The organism is Paenimyroides tangerinum (assembly GCF_003865405.1).
GTDB lineage: Bacteria > Bacteroidota > Bacteroidia > Flavobacteriales > Flavobacteriaceae > Flavobacterium > Flavobacterium tangerinum.
In genome coordinates this window covers 88,961-107,475 of sequence record NZ_RQVQ01000005.1, presented here as the reverse complement: position 1 = coordinate 107,475, position 18,515 = coordinate 88,961, and the positions used below count along the sequence as shown (strand labels likewise).

The 18,515-nt window shown below is 32.8% G+C and carries 11 protein-coding genes; 2 read left to right on the top strand and 9 right to left on the bottom strand.

Annotated features, from left to right (window positions below; translation table 11 throughout):
* Nucleotides 1–166: 166 nt before the first annotated feature.
* From EG240_RS03280 to EG240_RS03265, 4 genes are all read right to left on the bottom strand, one after another.
* On the bottom strand, nucleotides 167–5,602 hold the full coding sequence (locus tag EG240_RS03280; RefSeq protein ID WP_125017396.1) for an Ig-like domain-containing protein: 5,436 nt from the start codon (nucleotides 5,600–5,602) through the stop codon (nucleotides 167–169).
* A 413-nt stretch (nucleotides 5,603–6,015) separates the two neighbouring features.
* Nucleotides 6,016–6,435, bottom strand: a complete 420-nt coding sequence (locus EG240_RS03275) for an OsmC family protein (protein WP_125017394.1) — start codon at nucleotides 6,433–6,435, stop codon at nucleotides 6,016–6,018.
* Nucleotides 6,416–7,123 (bottom strand): 16S rRNA (cytidine(1402)-2'-O)-methyltransferase, encoded by a 708-nt coding sequence (gene rsmI, locus EG240_RS03270; RefSeq protein WP_125017392.1) that lies wholly within the window; start codon nucleotides 7,121–7,123, stop codon nucleotides 6,416–6,418. The genes EG240_RS03275 and rsmI overlap by 20 nt, the downstream gene beginning before the upstream one ends.
* 2 nt (nucleotides 7,124–7,125) lie before the next feature.
* On the bottom strand, nucleotides 7,126–8,058 hold the full coding sequence (locus EG240_RS03265) for a hypothetical protein (protein ID WP_125017390.1): 933 nt from the start codon (nucleotides 8,056–8,058) through the stop codon (nucleotides 7,126–7,128).
* Between the two features lie 100 nt (nucleotides 8,059–8,158).
* On the opposite strand from EG240_RS03265, the gene EG240_RS03260 reads away from it, so the two are divergent.
* Nucleotides 8,159–8,770 (top strand): thymidine kinase, encoded by a 612-nt coding sequence (locus EG240_RS03260; RefSeq protein WP_125017388.1) that lies wholly within the window; start codon nucleotides 8,159–8,161, stop codon nucleotides 8,768–8,770.
* A gap of 77 nt (nucleotides 8,771–8,847) precedes the next feature.
* On the top strand, nucleotides 8,848–10,293 hold the full coding sequence (locus EG240_RS03255) for an NAD-dependent succinate-semialdehyde dehydrogenase (RefSeq protein ID WP_125017386.1): 1,446 nt from the start codon (nucleotides 8,848–8,850) through the stop codon (nucleotides 10,291–10,293).
* A gap of 196 nt (nucleotides 10,294–10,489) precedes the next feature.
* Here EG240_RS03255 and EG240_RS03250 read toward each other — a convergent pair whose 3' ends face one another.
* Genes EG240_RS03250 through EG240_RS03230 form a run of 5 tightly spaced genes read right to left on the bottom strand, consistent with a single transcriptional unit; the run spans nucleotide 10,490 to nucleotide 18,435 of the window.
* A complete protein-coding gene (locus tag EG240_RS03250) occupies nucleotides 10,490–12,412 on the bottom strand; it encodes an OmpA family protein (RefSeq protein WP_125017384.1) in 1,923 nt (640 codons plus the stop codon).
* 3 nt (nucleotides 12,413–12,415) lie between these two features.
* A complete protein-coding gene (locus EG240_RS03245) occupies nucleotides 12,416–13,330 on the bottom strand; it encodes a PorP/SprF family type IX secretion system membrane protein (protein ID WP_125017382.1) in 915 nt (304 codons plus the stop codon).
* A gap of 2 nt (nucleotides 13,331–13,332) precedes the next feature.
* Nucleotides 13,333–14,598 carry a gliding motility-associated C-terminal domain-containing protein gene (locus EG240_RS03240; protein ID WP_125017381.1) on the bottom strand — a complete coding sequence of 422 codons (1,266 nt, stop codon included), beginning with the start codon at nucleotides 14,596–14,598 and terminating at the stop codon, nucleotides 13,333–13,335.
* Between the two features lie 11 nt (nucleotides 14,599–14,609).
* Nucleotides 14,610–17,726 carry a hypothetical protein gene (locus EG240_RS03235; RefSeq protein WP_125017379.1) on the bottom strand — a complete coding sequence of 1,039 codons (3,117 nt, stop codon included), beginning with the start codon at nucleotides 17,724–17,726 and terminating at the stop codon, nucleotides 14,610–14,612.
* Between the two features lie 40 nt (nucleotides 17,727–17,766).
* Complete coding sequence (locus tag EG240_RS03230) at nucleotides 17,767–18,435, bottom strand: hypothetical protein (RefSeq protein WP_125017377.1); 669 nt, start codon at nucleotides 18,433–18,435, stop codon at nucleotides 17,767–17,769.
* Between the last annotated feature and the right edge of the window lie 80 nt (nucleotides 18,436–18,515).

The window sequence follows — 18,515 nt, the reverse complement described above, 5'->3', positions numbered from 1 at the left end:
CATATCAAAAACAATAAAATTAACAACAAATTATAAATACCATAATAAAACTAGAAAAAGCCCTATCACCTTACATAAATTCACGAAATTTCGGATATTTAAACAAAAAAATCCAGAGAGAAAAACTTCCCTCTGGATTTAAAAAACTATTTAAAAAAAATTAGAATTATTTTTTCACAACTTTTATAAATTGTTGCTTCGATTCTGTTTTTAATTGAATCATATAAGTTCCGCTTGCTAAATCTGATAAATCAATATTAACTTCTTTATCATCTGTTGATTTAACTTTAACTCGTTTACCTAATAAATCAAATACTTCAATTTGTAATATTCTTTCTGAATAAGTAACGTTTAAAATATCTTCAACAGGGTTTGGATAATATTTCAAATCTTCTTTAACAAATTTGTCATCTGATAAATAAACATCAACAGTTAATGCGAATGGCAAACTTGGACATCCGTTAGTTCCGATGATTACACCGTAATAAGTTGTCCCATTAACTAAAGGCATTCCTTGAACTAATGGATTTACTCCATTTTGAGCATTTTGTTGCGTCATATACCAAACCACATTTGGCTGATCCATTAAAATATCATTGATTGTAGAACCTTCAATAAACACTTGCGGACTAATTCCAGTTGGAGCATCTGGTACTGAATTAATATTAACAGTAACTGGTGTTCTTAAAGATTCACATCCGTATTGCGTACGAGAAACAAAATAAGTTCCCGACACTAAAGCGATATTAGCATCTAATTGAGTCGGATTTGAAGGAGAATCAAACCATTTATAAACAACTCCTGTTGGTGTAGGCAATACTAAATTAGCAACCGTAGCACCTCCACAGAAATTAAATGTATCTACATTTGGAGCTGCAATAGACACTACAAACACTGAAATTGGAACTCTAGAAGATATACATCCATTTACAGTTTGAGCCGCATAATATGTCCCTGTAGCTAAAGCTGCATTTGAAGACAATGGATTCAACGCTACTGATGAATTATACCAAACAATTGTTGCTCCAGCTGTACCTTGAGCTACTAAATCAGCAACAGTTGCAGACCCACAGAATGACTGAGAAACTACCGTTGGATTATTTAAAGCATCTGTTTGAGAAATTACAACCATCGCACGATCTGACTCACATCCACCAACTGTTTGTGACACAAAATATGTACCTCCTACAACATTTGTTGATGACCCTAGAGGCGTTGTTGAAGTTGATGTCTCATACCATTTTAAAGTAGCACCTGATATCTGACCAATCGATACTTGTCCAAAATTATAGTTTCCGCATAACTGTACATTATCACTACTTGGTGCAGATGGCTTATTTCCAACAGTAACTTGAACTGTAGTTTTATCTGACCAACAAGCTCCATTATATTGAGCTACATAATATGTTCCTGTTACAACATCCTGATTAGCATCAATTGGCGTTGTTGATATATCAGACGCAAACCATCCGATTATTCCACCTACAGAAGCTGTAACTTCTAAATCAGAAAACTGAATTACAACACAATACAACTGCATCTCTGGAGCAACTGGCACTAGTAATTGTTGTTGTATATTCACCTGAATTTCCACACGAGAAGATTCACATCCATTGATTGTCTGAGAAACATAATATGCATGTGTTCCTGTAACAAGTTGCGTTGTCATTGGCAATACATTAATAGAAGTAGCTGTTTGATACCAATTCAAAGTTGCATTTGCACCTTGCCCTAAATCAATTTCACTTAAATATTTATTTCCACAGAAAACCTGAGCTACATTAACTGGAGCAGCAGGAACAGAACCTACTGTAACTGAAACCTCAGCCTTAGGTGACCAACATGACCCATTATATTGTGAAACATAATAATTACCTGTAGCTAAAACTGTAGTTACAGCTAAAGGCGTAGTAGATGTTGCACTATCAAACCATCCAATTGTATTTCCTGTTAATGGAGTAGCAACTAAATCTGCAACTGTGTAACTACCACAAAATGTTTGAGTAGCGTTTGTCACAGGAGCAACATTAACTCCATTAATATCTATATCTACAGAAACTCTAGCAGACACGCAACCATTTAACTCTTGTTCTACAAAATATGTTCCTGATGTAGCAACAGAAGTAATTTCCGAAGTAGCTGTTGCAGAATCAAACCATTTCATATTTGCTCCTGCTAAACCAGTTACAACGATATCAGCCACATCTGTTTCATCACAGAAAGTCTGATCAGCAGCAACAGGGGTTGACACTTCTGTAACATTAACTGTAGTTGTAAGATTTGCTGAACAACCTTTATCAGTAACCATATTTACAGTATAAACTGTACTACCAGTTTGCGAAGATTTAACATAAACTTTAGTAGCATGACCACCTGTATAAGGCTGAGTTGCTGCTTGATCTAGATACAAATTAGTTTGTGGAGACCAAGTTGCTGTAGAAGAACCATCTTGTTTAAATCTTATATTTAATCGTTTTGTAGTTAAAGTACCCGAAACTGCACTTAACGCTGAAGCTCCTTGAGCACCTAACCCTTTATTATCAGTTGTTACTGAATAAAACGTTTCTGCATTATTAGAAGAATCAGCACCAAGATGAGTCAATTCAATTAAAACATTTGAATTTCCATTCCAAATAAATGGTGTTGTTAAATTAAATTCTTGCCAACCAGTTGCAGTATGCGTATGTGTCACAGGTCCATAAACGGTCGTAAATCCAACAGTCAAAAAGTTTGAGTTAGCAAAATTGGACTCCGCTACTGATTTCATCTTAATCGTGTAATTATTATTAGTAGCACCAGAACCCAAAGACGAAATTCTAAATGCTAAATAATCAATATTTCCACCATAAATTCCAATCGCATTTAATTCATCTTTTGTATAAATATATTGTTGTTTGGTTTGAGGCCAACGATTCATAAACGCAGTAGGAATATCAGATGTTGACGTTGTTGTTGTACCTGTACCAATTACATATTCTTTTATTGCAACCAAATTTGTATTTAACTCTTGAACTACATTAGCACATACATCATAAGTTGTATCTAACGGAGTAAACTCTGGCAATGAATTAACACCTACATTTACACCTGTTGTAAACACACATTGAGAACCTCCTGTTTGTGAAGCTGTCAAAACATAAAGTGTTGATACCGTCGGATTAAACGTCCAACCTGTAGTAGCATTTCCAGTTACTCCTGTAGTTGGCGACCATACAAAAGTATTATAATCTGAAGCACCCGCAGTAACAGTAACCAAAGACGAATCTCCTTCACAAATTTGAACTTGATTAGTAGATAACGTTAACACTGGAGCTGGAGTAACTGTCGCAATTACTTCTGTTCGTGGAGAAGTACAATTCGATTTAATTGACCAATTATAGAAATAATAATAAGACGTTGAAGCTCCGCTTAGATAACCACCTGTAATGGAACCTAAACTTCCTAAAACATATGGAAAAGTATTACCAGTCGTATCTCTTACTAAACTAGGTGAAGTGATCGCCAGTAATCTATAACCAACTCCAGCTGGAACATTTAAATCTAAAGTTATGGTATGCAAAACAGGAGTTGTAGCGTTTCCTGCAGGAACAGCAACTGTACGAGTTTCAATTACTGTACCTGAACTATTTGTTAGATTAATCACAATATTTCCAGCAGTTGCAGAAGCTAAATACACATCTACAGTTTCTAAAATAAAACCTGAATAAGCATCAAACACCAATCCATAAGTTGATGCAGTTGTTGAAGACACATCGCCTGGTAAAGCTTTCCCTCCAAAAACACTTGTCCCTAGTAAACTTGAATCAACCCAATAACTTGTCGTTGAATTTATAACAGGCGTTGTAAAACTATTACCTGTACCCAATGAAATCCCACCAGTTTGTGAACCATACCAATTTAAAGTTCCCGAATTAAAAGAAGCTGATAGATTAACTGTTCCTTCTCCGCATATTGAAGCAGGCGTAGCCAAAACCAATTCTGGGTAATCACACATTGTTTTAAAAGCGCGTCCATCAGACCAGATTCCAAATTGCGTAGCACTACAAACAGATCTTACATAAACAAAATATTCTGTTGAAGGAAGTAAATTAATTAAGTCTTTAAAGTGAATACCCGCTGCAACTGTCCCTGATTGAATTGCACCTGCAGTACCAGGTAAACCAGAAGTTCTAATTTCATAAGCATATCCATTAGCTGGCTCTGGTGTTAAACCATTCCAAGAAATTGTTGTCGTGTTTTTTGTTATATTTGAAACTGCTACACCTGTCATATCAGGACATAATGGAATTGGCTCAACAATTACATCATCTAACCAATAATACCAATTATTTGCACCTGAAACATGTTTAAAGGCAATATATCTATTAGCTCCAGTAACCGTAGAACCATTAAAAGGAATAACATATTCATGGTAAATATTATCTGGCGGATTGATACTTTGAATTAAAACAAAAGTAGATAAATCACTTGGATCTGACATTAAACCAACTTCAATTTGACCTGAACTCGCTCCTTCTCTTTTCAGATTAAACTTAACACGTAAAGTCTCGATATTTTGAGAAAAAGCAGGAGTAATCGCATAAGTTGGAATAGTAGTTAAAGACTGAAATCTTAAAGAATTTGGTGAGGTTGAAAAATTTGAGGCTACAATTGAAGGGTAACCAGAATACAATATCGGTCTTAACCAACAAGTTGGAAAGGCACCTGCTGTATAAGAATCAAAATTTTCAGTATAAGGTGCTGTAAATGGTAAACAAAGTGTTCTAAAAGTTGAAACATTACTCCAACCACTTAAATCACCAGCTCCACAATTAGCTCGTACATAAACATTATATTGAGTATTCGCAGACAATGTTGACACATTTGCTAATGTCACTCCAGCTCCAGTTGCACCTGAAGCAATCAATGCTGCACCTGGTGTACCAGGATTAGTATCTGTTCTCACTTCATAAATATAACCATTATTAGGCAAAACTGAAGGTGCTGTCCAATTAATTGTTGCAGAATTCGATGTTACTGCTGTCATCACAATATTCGTTGGGTTAATACATGTAGGAGGTGGACCTTGATAAATATTTAATTCATCAAAATAAATTTGAAGATCTTCGTCATCATCGAGTAGATTAGTTACAAATCTTATATAAACATCACTGATCCCAGGAGTAAAAGTTGCAGAATAACTTGCACAACTAAGAGAAGGCGCTGTTATAGTAGCAAAATTTGTCCAAGGTCCAGAAGTTGAACTTGACCACTGTAATTGTATCTCAAACGATCCAGCAAGTGCCGCAGAAGTTGGAGCATTAAAATTAAAATTAACAGCCTGATACAAAAATTCAACTGTTACTGGATCCCCATTAGAATTAGAAAGTAATGGAGACCTAAAAAAATTAGGCGAATAAGTTAAGTCATCCCAAAAATCATAATATATATTAGTTCTAACAGCTCCCGAACTTGCACATCCAATAGTAGTCGTTGCCATTGTTGCATCCCCAGATGTAACCCATCCTTGCAAATCAGTATCCCAATTATAGGATTGATTTATTTGTCCATAATGTACCAGAGGCAAAAAGAGCATCAGATACAGTAAGTAAATTTTTTTCATCTTTACAATTTTTTAAAAGTTTAACAATTTTTTCTATTCTATAACTAACGAATATAACCTAATTAATGTTAAAAAACTAAATTATAATAAAAAATAAATATTATTATAGTTAAAAAATTAAGAAATAAACAAAAAATAGACATTTTGCCCAACAACAAACTAAATAATAGATTAAAGATTTAGTATCTATACAAAATTTAGATAATTTTTAAAATTCAAAATGTTTTATATAATATCTGAACTATTGAAGAAACAACGGGACTTTATACGATTTGAGGATTGCGTTAGGGATTGGAGCGATATCCTTTTTTTAAGCGAAGCGTAAAAAAAGATAAAGCAAAAAGCCCGACCGAGCGGTTGGGCTTTAATATTGTTTTTAAGAAAAATATAATGAGCGAGGGAACGCCCAAAATTCATTTATTGAAATTTATTTTGATTTCTATCTCAGCAAATGAACGGAACATGTGCATAACTCCACAATATTTTTCTACTGATAAATCAACTGCATGGGCTAATTTTTCTTCATTTAGATTATTTCCAGAAAAATTATAACTAACGATAACTTTTTCATAAACAGCTGGCTCTGTATCGGTTAAAAAACCTTCTGTTTCGATATTAAAATCAGAAACTTCAAGACGCATTTTCTTAATCAATGAAGCTACATCTAAACCTGAGCACCCTGCAAGTGCAGATAACATCAATGCTTTGGGACGTAACCCGTTACTATTTCCGCCTAAATCTTCAGCTACATCAATCTGTAAAGAACCGCCAGGATTTGAAGATTCAAATTGCATGTTGCCTTTCCAAGTTGTACTAATCTTGTGTGTTGCCATTTTTCTCTTTTTTAGCTTTTTCTTTTCCGCCAACGATGACAACAATTTCACCTTTTGGTGGTTTTTCTTCGAAATGTTTTAAAACTTCTGTTGCTGTTCCTCGTACCGTTTCTTCGTGTAATTTAGATAATTCGCGCGAAACAGAAACTTGTCTGTCTGCCCCAAAATATTCAATAAATTCGGCTAAAGTTTTTACCAATTTATGCGGCGAAACATATAAAATCATGGTACGAGTTTCTTCTGCTAATGCCAAAAAACGGGTTTGACGTCCTTTTTTATCAGGTAAAAAACCTTCGAAAACAAACTTATCATTCGGTAAACCACTATTCACCAAAGCGGGTACAAAAGCTGTTGCTCCAGGTAAACATTCCACAGGAATTCCGTGTTCTACACAAGCGCGTGTAAGTAAAAAACCAGGGTCAGAAATCGCAGGTGTTCCAGCATCTGAAATCAATGCAATCGTCATTCCTTGTTGTAATTTCTGAATGATATTTTCAACCGTTTTATGTTCGTTGTGCATGTGATGACTGTGCATTTGGGTCGCAATTTCAAAATGCTTTAACAGCTTCGCACTGGTTCTTGTATCTTCTGCCAAAATCAAATCAACTTCATTTAGAACTTTTATAGCTCTAAAAGTCATATCGTCTAAATTTCCGATTGGAGTTGGTACTAAATATAATTTACTCACTCTTAAAATCTTTTTTGAATTAACTCCATAAATCGTTCTTCATATTCTTCTTTTCCTTTCCAATAATTGAAATCTGGCTTTACCAAATCTTCAATAAAATCCTTAGCTTCGGGGAATGTTTCAATGGTATTTAACTGCGAAATTACACGGTTCAAATCTTCAGAACTTCCGTTAAATAGATTTTTCTCAAATGCGATTCGATCGTTTAAACCAACGGTAATCATGTGCGAAAAAGCATCGTTAATGGTTTTGTTTAATGGAATTTCATGAAACGGAATTTCATTCTTTTCTAAGACATCTAACAAATGTTGATTTTCAAAATTTGGATGCTTCTCTTCTTCTGGAATTACATTTTGACTTTCAGTTTCCGATTGAACTTTTTCGAAAAAAATCTCATCGATTGGCATATCAAAAACAGGATCAATTTGAACCGTTTCAATAGTTACATTTTGTACTTCTTGTGCTGGAATATTTTCAATTGGTGGAATTTCTTCTTTTAATTCTTCAGAAATCTTAACAGTTTCAATTTGGATTTCAAAAACTTCTACTTCACGATTTTGTTTAATAGAATTTTCTTCTACAGAAACGAAACTAAGATTATCTTCGAAAGATATAATTTCGGAATTTTCAGAATCTTCAATCAATTCATTTATCAAATCAAGATTCATCGAAGTGTCTCTCATTTCGATATTTTTTACTCTAGTTATTTCAGCATCAGAATTATCAACTTGTTCATTAAATAAAGCATTCTTGATATTTTCTTCAGTAATCAAAGGATCTATTCTGAATTTATTATCTTCATAAAACTTTAAAACTGAGATTTTTTCAAATACGTTTTTAGATTCATTATACAAAGCATCGATGTCGGCTTTATCTTTCAATTTAAGAATTCGATGTGCAATACTGATTAATTCCGATTCAATTATTTTCTTCATAACTTTTTTTAGATTTGAAATAATACCAATCTTTTTTTGATAAATTTGTCTTTTACAAAGTAACAGAAAATTCTGTTTTACACAACCCGAAATTTAGAAAATGTTTCTCGAAAATACAGTAAATCATAAAGAACAATTTGGATGGATTGAAGTCATCTGTGGTTCGATGTTTTCTGGCAAAACAGAAGAATTGATACGCAGATTAAAACGTGCCCAATTTGCAAAACAACGCGTTGAAATTTTTAAACCTGCTGTTGACACACGTTACGATGACGTCGATGTGGTTTCACATGAAGGAAATGCAATTCGTTCTACTCCAGTTCCTGCTGCTGCAAATATTCGTATTTTGGCAGACGGCTGTGATGTTGTTGGTATTGACGAAGCGCAATTTTTTGACGATGAGATTGTTCGTGTTTGTAATGATTTAGCTAACGCAGGCGTTCGTGTTATTGTTGCTGGTTTAGATATGGATTTTAAAGGCAATCCATTTGGTCCTATGCCCGCATTAATGGCAACAGCGGAGTACGTTACCAAAGTTCATGCGGTTTGTACACGAACTGGAAATTTAGCCCATTTTAGTTTTAGAAAAGCTCAAAATCAAGACATTGTTATGCTTGGCGAAACAGAAGAATATGAACCTTTAAGTAGAGCAGCTTATTACAAAGCGATGCAAGAACAACATAATGAAATTACGAAAAGACCGACAGAATAGTTGGTCTTTTTTGTTTCTATTTAGATAATTAAAAATGATTTTATTTGTAGATTTACGAATCTAAATATTTGAATCTGATGAATGACTATAGCAAATTAATCTTTGAGAAATCGTTTGTAAACGGCGAATGGATAAATGAAAGCGATTCTAAATTTGAAGTTATAAATCCTTTTGATTTAAGTGTGATTGGTCAAGTTTATAACGATGATCGTTTACTAGTAAAGAAAGCAATTGATGTAGCACATTCAGCATTTAAAACTTGGAAAAAAACATCTGTAAAAGAGCGTAGCATTTTGATGATGAAATGGTATGATTTAATCATGCAAAACAAGATTGAAATTGCAACTATCATGACGTTGGAATCTGGAAAACCATTTGCAGAAAGTTTAGGAGAAATAGATTATGGAGCCAATTATATTCAATGGTTTGCTGAAGAAGCCAAACGAAATTATGGTGATGTGATTCCAGGTTTTACATCAGAGAAAAGAATCATGGTTTTAAAAGAGCCCGTTGGAGTTGTTGGAGCAATTACGCCTTGGAATTTCCCGATTGCAATGATTACTCGAAAAATTGCACCAGCTTTAGCAGTTGGTTGTACGGTAGTTATCAGACCGAGTGAAGAAACGCCACTAACCGCTTTGGCAATAAATTATTTGGCACATGAAGCTGGTTTTCCTAAAGGAGTAATCAATACGGTTGTTGGTACAAATGCTTCGGAAATGGGAAAAGAACTTTGTGAGAATTCAAAAGTTTCAAAAATATCATTTACTGGTTCAACAACTGTTGGAAAAATCTTGATGCAACAATGTTCGGATTCGTTAAAGAAACTAAGTTTAGAACTTGGAGGAAATGCGCCTTTCATTGTTTTTGAAGATGCCGATTTGGATTTAGCAGTCAAAGGAGCAATATCAGGAAAGTTTCGTTTTAGCGGACAAACCTGTGTTTGTGTAAACAGAATTTTAGTTCAGGAAAATGTTTATGATACATTTGTAGAAAAGTTTACGGCTGCTGCAAAGAATTTAAAATTAGGAAATGGATTAGATTCAGAAACGCAGATTGGTCCATTAATCAATCAAAAGGCAATTGAACGAATGAACGAAATGATTCAGGATGCAATATCGAAAGGTGGAGAAATTAAACTTGGAGGAAATTTTGTTACTCCACAATTTTTTGAGCCTACAATTATAGCAAATGCCAACAGTGAAATGTTATTTGCTAAAAACGAAATTTTTGGACCTATTGCTCCTATTTTCAAATTCAAAACCGAAGAAGAAGCTATTGAAATGGCTAATGATACGATTTATGGTTTAGCAAGTTATTTCTACACAAAAGATTTAAACAGAACTTGGCGTGTTCGCGAAGCTTTAGAATATGGAATTGTAGGAATTAATGATGGTTTAATCTCTTCTGAAATGGTTCCGTTTGGAGGTGTAAAACAATCCGGTCAAGGACGAGAAGGATCTAAATATGGAATGGATTATTACCTTGATTTAAAGTATATTTGTATTGGAAATGTAGAATAAAAATCCATTTAATTAAAAAATAACAGATAAAAAATTAACAGTACATATTAGAAGATTCAGGGTAAACCCTGATGTTCAATAAAAAATAGTGTTCTATTTTTGAAATGTCTTTAAAACCAAAGAAGACAGCCAAAAAAAACACAATTGAATTCAAAGGGCATTATACATCTTACGTATAATGCCCTTTTTTATTTTTTTATAAATCAGTGATGATAAATTCGCTTCGTCGGTTTTTTTGATGTTCTTCTTCTGAACATTTAACACCATCTTCGCAATCATTTACCAACATGGATTCACCATAACCTTTGCCTGATAATCGAGATGGATCAACTCCTTGTTCAATTAACCATTTTATTGTTCCTTGCGCACGTTGTTCTGATAATTTCTGATTGTATTTATCTGAACCACGGCTATCTGTATGTGAACGCACATCGATTTTCATTTTTGGATATTCAGCTAATACTTCATAAACTTTTGCTAGTTCAACAGCCGCATCCATACGAATATTCGATTTATCATAATCAAAATAAATCACATTTTCGATTTCAAAAACTTTTGCTAAATCGTCACCTTTTCCGACCTCAACAATGCGTTTATCCATTTTGATAATCACTTTTGTATCACCTGCTTTTTCTGGTAGAATCATTCGTTTTTCTTCTGTGATATAATCTGGATGTTCTGCTTTAACATAAACAACATCTCCAGGAGAACCAGCTATTTTTGGAAGTTGGAATGTTCCATTAGCAACAGAAAACACATCGTAAAGTGGATGGAAATTTGCATCTAAAACAGAAACTTTAACCTTGTTTATTGGAACTTCGGTTAATCTATCCATAACGTTTCCTGAGAACGAGTGCAAATACGGAACGGGTTTGGGAGTGCGAACGATATCATTAATCGAATAAATATCATCATACCCTAAACCTTTAGGTCTGTTTGAAGCAAAAAATCCTGTTTTATTATCCGTTTTTAGATAAATCGCAAAATCATCAAACGAACTATTTACTGGTTCTCCAAGATTGACAACCTCAGCATTTTCGTCTTTTAAATCGATTTTATAAATATCTAAACCACCTAATCCTAAATGCCCATTACTCGCAAAATACAAAACATTATCTGAACCCATAAATGGGAAAGTTTCCTTACCTTCTGTATTGATTTTCTTACCTAAATTCTCAGGTAAACTATATTGATTGTTGCCAAAAATCTTTACTCGATAAATATCGCTATCGCCATAAGTTCCTGGCATATCAGACGAAAAATACAATGCTTTTTCATCTTGACTTAAAATAGGATGCGCACAACTATAATCATCATTATTAAATGGAAGTTCTGTTATATTTTTCCATTTTTCGTCAACATAATCAGCTCTAAAAATTTTTAGATTTGATGTAAAACCGTGATTATTTTTATTTTTTATCAAATTATTTTGAGTAAAATAAACCGTGTTTCCGTCTTTTGTAAATGTTGGCGTTGAAATATTATATTTCGAATCTAATGCGTCAAAACTTTCCATTTTTTTTCCGTTCAAAACAAACAAAGATGCAAAAGGTTGTCCATCCCAAGTATTGATTTTACTAGCTTTTGAACTACCCGGACGATTTGAACTTAAAATTAATTTATCGTTCCAAAAAGTAACTGCATAATCCGAATATTTAGAATTTACGTTTGCATATCCAACCAAATATTTATCTTTTTGTTTTTCTATTTCTTTTAAATAATTTGGATTGTTTTTGAATTTGACTGCACGAGAATCATTTTCGCTTAATTGAATAAATTTATCTAAATATTGATTCGCTTTTTCAATTTGTCCAATGGATTTTAAAGCATTCGAATATCTAAAATAAATTTCAGGTTCAACATTTGTGGTCATTTCAAAAAGTTCGTTATACCATTTAGCTGCTTCTGGATAATTTGCCGAAAAATAATGAGCATTTCCTAATTTTCGTAATATATTTTCGGATTTATAACCTTTATTGGCAAGCTTTGTATAAATAGAAATTGCATCGATATACGCATAATCTTGGTAATTTCGATTTGCTTTTAGCTCTTGAAGTTGCTGTGCATTTGATGTCATCACACAAAAACCGAAAACCAAAAGTGCTATTTTTTTCATCATATTTTAGAAGAATCTTGGAGTTGTAAAACGCTTGTATTTATTAAACAATTCAAAACGTAAAAATATCTCGTGAGAACCACTGTTATAATTCGCTAACTTGGTTACATTGGAATCGTATGAATATCCAGCAAAGAGTTGTTCAGTGATTTGAAATCCAACCAATGCACTTACAGATGATGAAAATTGATAAGACGCACCAGCCGTAAAACGTTCACTAAACAGGAAGCTTGCAGATAAATCTACTTGTAAAGGTGCACCTTGTACAACTTTTGTCAACAAAGTTGGTTTAAACTTAACATCTCTTGAAAGATCGAAAACGTGTCCGAAGGTTCCATAAAAATGCATAGTTCGTTTCATTGTTGCATATATTTGATCTCCTCCACGATCGTATTCTAACATGTTTGGAGCAGAAATCCCGAAATAAGTTCGTTCAGAATATAGATAAAGTCCTGCACCAATATTCGGATTGAATTGATTTTTTAGATTATATGTTCCTTCGGTTTCATCGTAAATATCAAGTTTATTATAATCAACACTTAAAAAACTTCCTGAAACTTTAACCCCAAATGCTAATTTATAATCTTGATTAAAATCAATAGAATAACTTAAATCTAAAGCTAATGTATTATCATTCATAGCTCCTAACTTATCACTAATTACAGAAACTCCATAACCAAATTTGGAATATGTAAATGGCGAATGTACCGTCAAAGCGGCGGTTTGTGGAGCACCTTCCATCCCAACCCATTGCGAACGAAATTGACCATAAATCGTCAAATCTTCTCGCGAGCCAGAATAAGCAGGATTTATTATCGAAGAATTGTACATATATTGACTAAAATTAGCTTCTTGTTGTGCGAAAACAGAAGCAGTAGAAATACCCAATATGAACATAATTAGTTTAAAATCTATTTTCATGTTTAATGATTTTCTAAATGAATATATCCTACTTTTTTAATCACTTGAGTTTGCCCAGATTTATCATGCTTTGTATAATTAAGAATATAATAATAAGTTCCTGTTGGAAGTTTTTCATTCTTATCTACGGTTACTTTAGCTTGAGAATATCCTGTAAAAACATTTCCGTTTATACCATAACCATCCGTTTTATAAACTCTAACTCCATATCTGTTATATATTTCTAAATTATTTTCAGGAAAACGTTCAATGTTTTCAATAATTAAATAATCGTTTTTACCATTGTCATTTGTAGTCATATAATTATATACAATAACTTCAAATTCTGGAGCTACAGCACCTTTCAATTTTCCAAAAGTAAACACACCATATTTCGAAATTTCGACCGGAGAAGTAACCGTTTTATTAGCAAAATCAACAATTCCACCTTCATTTATCCAAGAATTTTGAGCATCGTCCCAACGAACAATTACTAAATTTTGAGCATCATCGGTAAACTCTTGAGGTGTTGTATTTTCGTTCCAACTTAAAGTCAAAATCACACTGCTGTTAGATTCATCTCTTGTAATAAACCAATATTCTTTATCGTTAATACCAACAACTTCTTGACTTTTATTTGTATGAGGATGAACGCGATTTGAATTTTCTAAAAAATATTCGGTTTTGATTAAAGTCAAAATTTCTTTTGGAGCACTAATTGAAGCTGGACGATATAATTCACTTTTCCCAACAGGAAAACCAAAAGGTTTATTTCCTACTTTCTCTACCATTCCTTCTGCATAACTTTTATCAGAAGTATTGATGTGTTTTGAGTTTTCTGTAAACAACATTGCTCCTTCTTGATTACGATTGATTTTTACGATACCATTTGCAAAATTGGCTGTTCCGTCAATCATAAAATCGTTGTTTAATTGAAAAGCGTAAGCCGTTGAATTATTATTAAACAAGATATCGAAATGTCTAGAAGGCAGTGAACCCGAAATTATTTGTGGATTATTTCCTTGAAAAACGGTATAACCAGTAGTTGAATTTGTGGTATGCGTGAACATGCCATCATTTTTATAATTCTTATAGAACTGAAATTCTCCATCATTGAACACGATACCAGAAGTTGAATTTTCAAAATTAGAATGTGTTGAAATTAATGTATTTGGTAAAATATACATATCTCCGTTGTTGACGGTAATATTTTGATTTGTCTGTCCTAAAGTTATACCACTAATAAGTAAAAGTGATATTCCAATAGCTTTTGAGATTCTATTTTTCATACTTACACTTATTAATAATTAGTTCCAGATTTTATCACAGGATTTACAATTGCACTTTCGCAATTTGTTAAGCGAACACGTAAATATTGCGGATCACCATAATTACAACCATTTCGTTTGGTCTGAATTTTTAACAATAATCTATTTCCAACTTCTGTGAACAATCTATTAACTTCATAATATGCAATATTATCTTTCACTTGCTTAGGATTACCCAAACTAGAATTAGAAATATCTGTTACAGCTGATATACTATAAATAGGATTACCATCTAAATCTAACAACGGGTTTCCCAACTCATCTCTTAATTGAAGATTTGTATTAAAAGTCGCTTCTGAAAAAGAGACTTCAAAATCTGTACAAAAATCTGATTTTTGTATTTTAATAAAATCAGTAGCACATAATGCTGTAACCTTTTTTGATTCAACTTCACCAGGAAAATTACTAGTCGGATTAACGCGTATATCATAAACATATAATTGGTTTCCAAGATTTGCACTTACGGTATTCCATTGTTCCAATTGAACTCGATCAAAGACACCAGAAACTGGAGCAGAAATTATTGCTTTTTGACTTCCAGTAAAACCTAACAGACCTAAATCCAACACTTTAAAACGATCAAGTGTTATTGAACCAACCTCAGTATCTCCTTTAAAAAACTTTACTTTATAATCAACCAAATTTAATAAAGATAAGTTCAAAACATTAATAGCCTCTGTCCCTAAAACAATTTGTACTTTATCTCCTGGTCTTGCATCTCGCCTAAGTTTTACATTTATAAATTGCTTATTAAGTACTCCTACTGTTGTATTAAAAATAGCATAGCTATTATAATTATTATCTACTGAATAATAAGGAAATGTTACAGAAGATAATCCAGAAGCTACATTTAAAACTTCAGTATAATTACCCCAAAAAATATCTTCAACAAAAGGATTCAAAGGAAAATCTACATTTTGAATTGAAATACCTTTTTGCAAAGATGGATATTGTAAAGATGTAGGCGGAGTTACTTTAATTTGGTTAGTTAAATCATTGCAAGGATTATTGGAAGAGTCGATTAAAACGTCTTCTTCGATAAATGCATAAAAAACAGTTGCTAAATCCGCTACAGATAATAATGCACTCAATTCAAATCGTATTCCATTAAAATTCACAGGTGTACCATTTTCTAATCCATCGGCCGGTGTAAAAGTATATTCAAAAACGTTATCTCCTTTTAATAAATCCAAAACACCTCCTTTAACCGCAAAAGTTGACCCTACATTTGTTGCATTTGCAGAAGTAACTGTTGCAGCTGTAACTCCCGAATTAGTGAGCCTACCTCTGACAGACATCCCTCCTGCAAGTTTTAAACCCGAATATTGCTCACCCATTTTTACCACTACTTTTTTACCTTTCAATTCGGCTCCACTAAAAAGCGAACCGTCAGGCTTAGTAAAATACAAATCAATACCAACAGTTCCTAAACCAAGTATAACAACGCCACCTGTAATAGTTGCATATTGTGCTCTATTACCATTCACCGCATTATTAGGATTTGCGACTCCACTTAAACCAGAAGTCCAAGGCTTAGCAATTGTAGCAAAAGTTCGTTTTTTAGTCATGTTACAAGAAGTAATGTCATAAACTACAACCTTTATAACCCTAGTAGTAACACAATTTAAAACTACACCAGAAACGGTTATTGGATTTTGAGGAGTTGCTGTATAAGTAAAATTATGCTCCCCAATTGAGTTCGGTGCAATAAAACTATTTGATACAATTGAACCTCCAGAATTTCTTATAACAACACTTGAAGGATAAGTAGTAATTGCAGTAGGCAAAGTAAAATTTTCTCCCATTGGTACATAATACACATCCCAATCAAAAGGAAAATCAATTTTATTATGAACAACTTCTACACTAACCACATTTGAATATGAATATTCTAAAGACCCAGCTCCTGTAGGATTGAATTTTCTTCGTACAGAAACTTTTTGAGTTAAATTATTAAAAGTTATTTTAAAATTTGTAGGATCAGTTCCACTTATAGTAGTTAATGAAGTATTCGTTGGAACTAACCAAGAAACTCCATCATCATAGCTAATTTCCCAAGAATAATTACTTAAAATAGCATTATAACCAAGTCCTGATGCTAGCATTGCCAATTCGACATTCTCAACAACAAAAGTATCACCATAACAAATTGAAGCAGGACTACCCTTAATTGTACCAGGACTAGATGGAACACTTCCTGTATAAGCTGTTAACGTATAACTAGATTTATTACTTTCACAAGGTCCATTACTTATAGCATATTGTAAATTTAAAGCTGAAGTATAATTACCAAATGTCAATACTCCGTTGACATAGGTTCCTAAAGCTATTAAACCATTTTGCATTTTAACTGGTAAAGAACCTGACAAAACATTATTTGAAGCATCATAAAATTTATATCTCTCAACATTAGCTAAACCAGATGCGGTTGCAAGAGTGTAATAACTTGCTTGGTTTAATTGTTTTGACAAGCTACCTGGAGCATTTAAGGTTTTATAAATAGTATTACTTTCAATTAAATTTTCAATTGTATTGCTTTCTGAAATAGAAACCGCTCCAATACTAGAACCATAAGTAATCGTTAATTTTGTTTGAATTGCGTCCGATGAAGATGATGCAAGATTAACTTCGAAGACAATTTCAGCATTTGCTGCTATGGTTTGAGAAGCAAGAAAATATGGACCCGCTCCAAAAATTCCCGAATCTGTCAAAGAATTCGAAGGATTTAATGTAGAATAATTTATACCATCGAAATTAAATTGAAGTTTATTACCTGTTGAATTTCTACCTACAAGCGTAATAGCACTTCCAGAAATATTTTTTAAGGTATATTTTATTTTCTTACTATTTGCATTAACTGTACTAGCATAACACTCACCACCAATTATTTCACTTTTTACAGAAAAATAATTACCCTCGACAAGAAAATCAGGTTTAAAAAAACTTTTATCGGAATTAGAAAATAACCAATTCACTTCTTCCTTCATAGAAACTTTCTTCCATAAATCAGAAGAGTTATTAAACGCAAAAGTTTGTATTTGTGCAAAAGCAAATACAACTATTAATATATATTTTATAATATTTTTCATATTGTATTATTTTTAAAGATTATTAAAGAATTAACGAAAGTTAATTTTTAACCTTCAATACAATATTCATAAAAGATCCGTTTCGGATTATTGAGTTGGTATTAACTTTATAGGTTAAAAGTCCACTATTAGTAACTGCAACATTAGTAAAAACATCAGAGTCGGCAAATGTTATAAAATATTCATAAAGTGTTGCATCTGAAAAAACAAATCCATCCAAACCTGTACTTCCTGTACTTGAGGTAACAGGCGTAGTAAATTGAGAAGAAAACAAGACATATAAATTCACAGAAAAAGTTGCATCTGCATATCTATAATTACCATTAGCTGTAATTCTAGAATCTGTTGAAACCGTTGGTAAAACTACAGACGGCATATAAAAAAACTTCGGCATTGATGAAACCTCAGAACCTAAGGCGATCCAAGAACCATTATCTATGTCATTTTCAATTTTTGCTTTCCAATAATAAAATCCTTGTGATAAAACAGTTCCAGTATTAAACACCAATAATGCATTGGCGTTATTTGCCGTTGCATTTAATTTTTGAGTTGCAGAAGTTAAATTAATTCTCGGCACCAAAATTCCCTTATCAGAAGCCTGAATTTCAATAGCCGCAGATTTATCGGGTGTGGCGGTTCCATAACCTACCTGGGCTTGAACCCTCAGAGCGATTACAAAAAACAATAGAGTTAAGTATATTTTATTCATAATTTGGGCGGTTATGTTAGTATTGTTTTGTTAGATATTAATGAAACAACAACACCAAAACAAAGAATCGTTTCGGTGTT

What these genes read in the sequence shown, in the direction of transcription:
- EG240_RS03260 (WP_125017388.1), top strand. Translation starts at nt 8,159, where the DNA reads ATGTTTCTCGAAAATACAGTAAATCATAAAGAACAATTTGGATGGATT.
- EG240_RS03230 (WP_125017377.1), bottom strand. Translation starts at nt 18,435, where the DNA reads ATGAATAAAATATACTTAACTCTATTGTTTTTTGTAATCGCTCTGAGG.
- EG240_RS03245 (WP_125017382.1), bottom strand. Translation starts at nt 13,330, where the DNA reads ATGAAAATAGATTTTAAACTAATTATGTTCATATTGGGTATTTCTACT.
- EG240_RS03240 (WP_125017381.1), bottom strand. Translation starts at nt 14,598, where the DNA reads ATGAAAAATAGAATCTCAAAAGCTATTGGAATATCACTTTTACTTATT.
- EG240_RS03275 (WP_125017394.1), bottom strand. Translation starts at nt 6,435, where the DNA reads ATGGCAACACACAAGATTAGTACAACTTGGAAAGGCAACATGCAATTT.
- EG240_RS03280 (WP_125017396.1), bottom strand. Translation starts at nt 5,602, where the DNA reads ATGAAAAAAATTTACTTACTGTATCTGATGCTCTTTTTGCCTCTGGTA.
- EG240_RS03250 (WP_125017384.1), bottom strand. Translation starts at nt 12,412, where the DNA reads ATGATGAAAAAAATAGCACTTTTGGTTTTCGGTTTTTGTGTGATGACA.
- EG240_RS03255 (WP_125017386.1), top strand. Translation starts at nt 8,848, where the DNA reads ATGAATGACTATAGCAAATTAATCTTTGAGAAATCGTTTGTAAACGGC.
- EG240_RS03265 (WP_125017390.1), bottom strand. Translation starts at nt 8,058, where the DNA reads ATGAAGAAAATAATTGAATCGGAATTAATCAGTATTGCACATCGAATT.
- EG240_RS03235 (WP_125017379.1), bottom strand. Translation starts at nt 17,726, where the DNA reads ATGAAAAATATTATAAAATATATATTAATAGTTGTATTTGCTTTTGCA.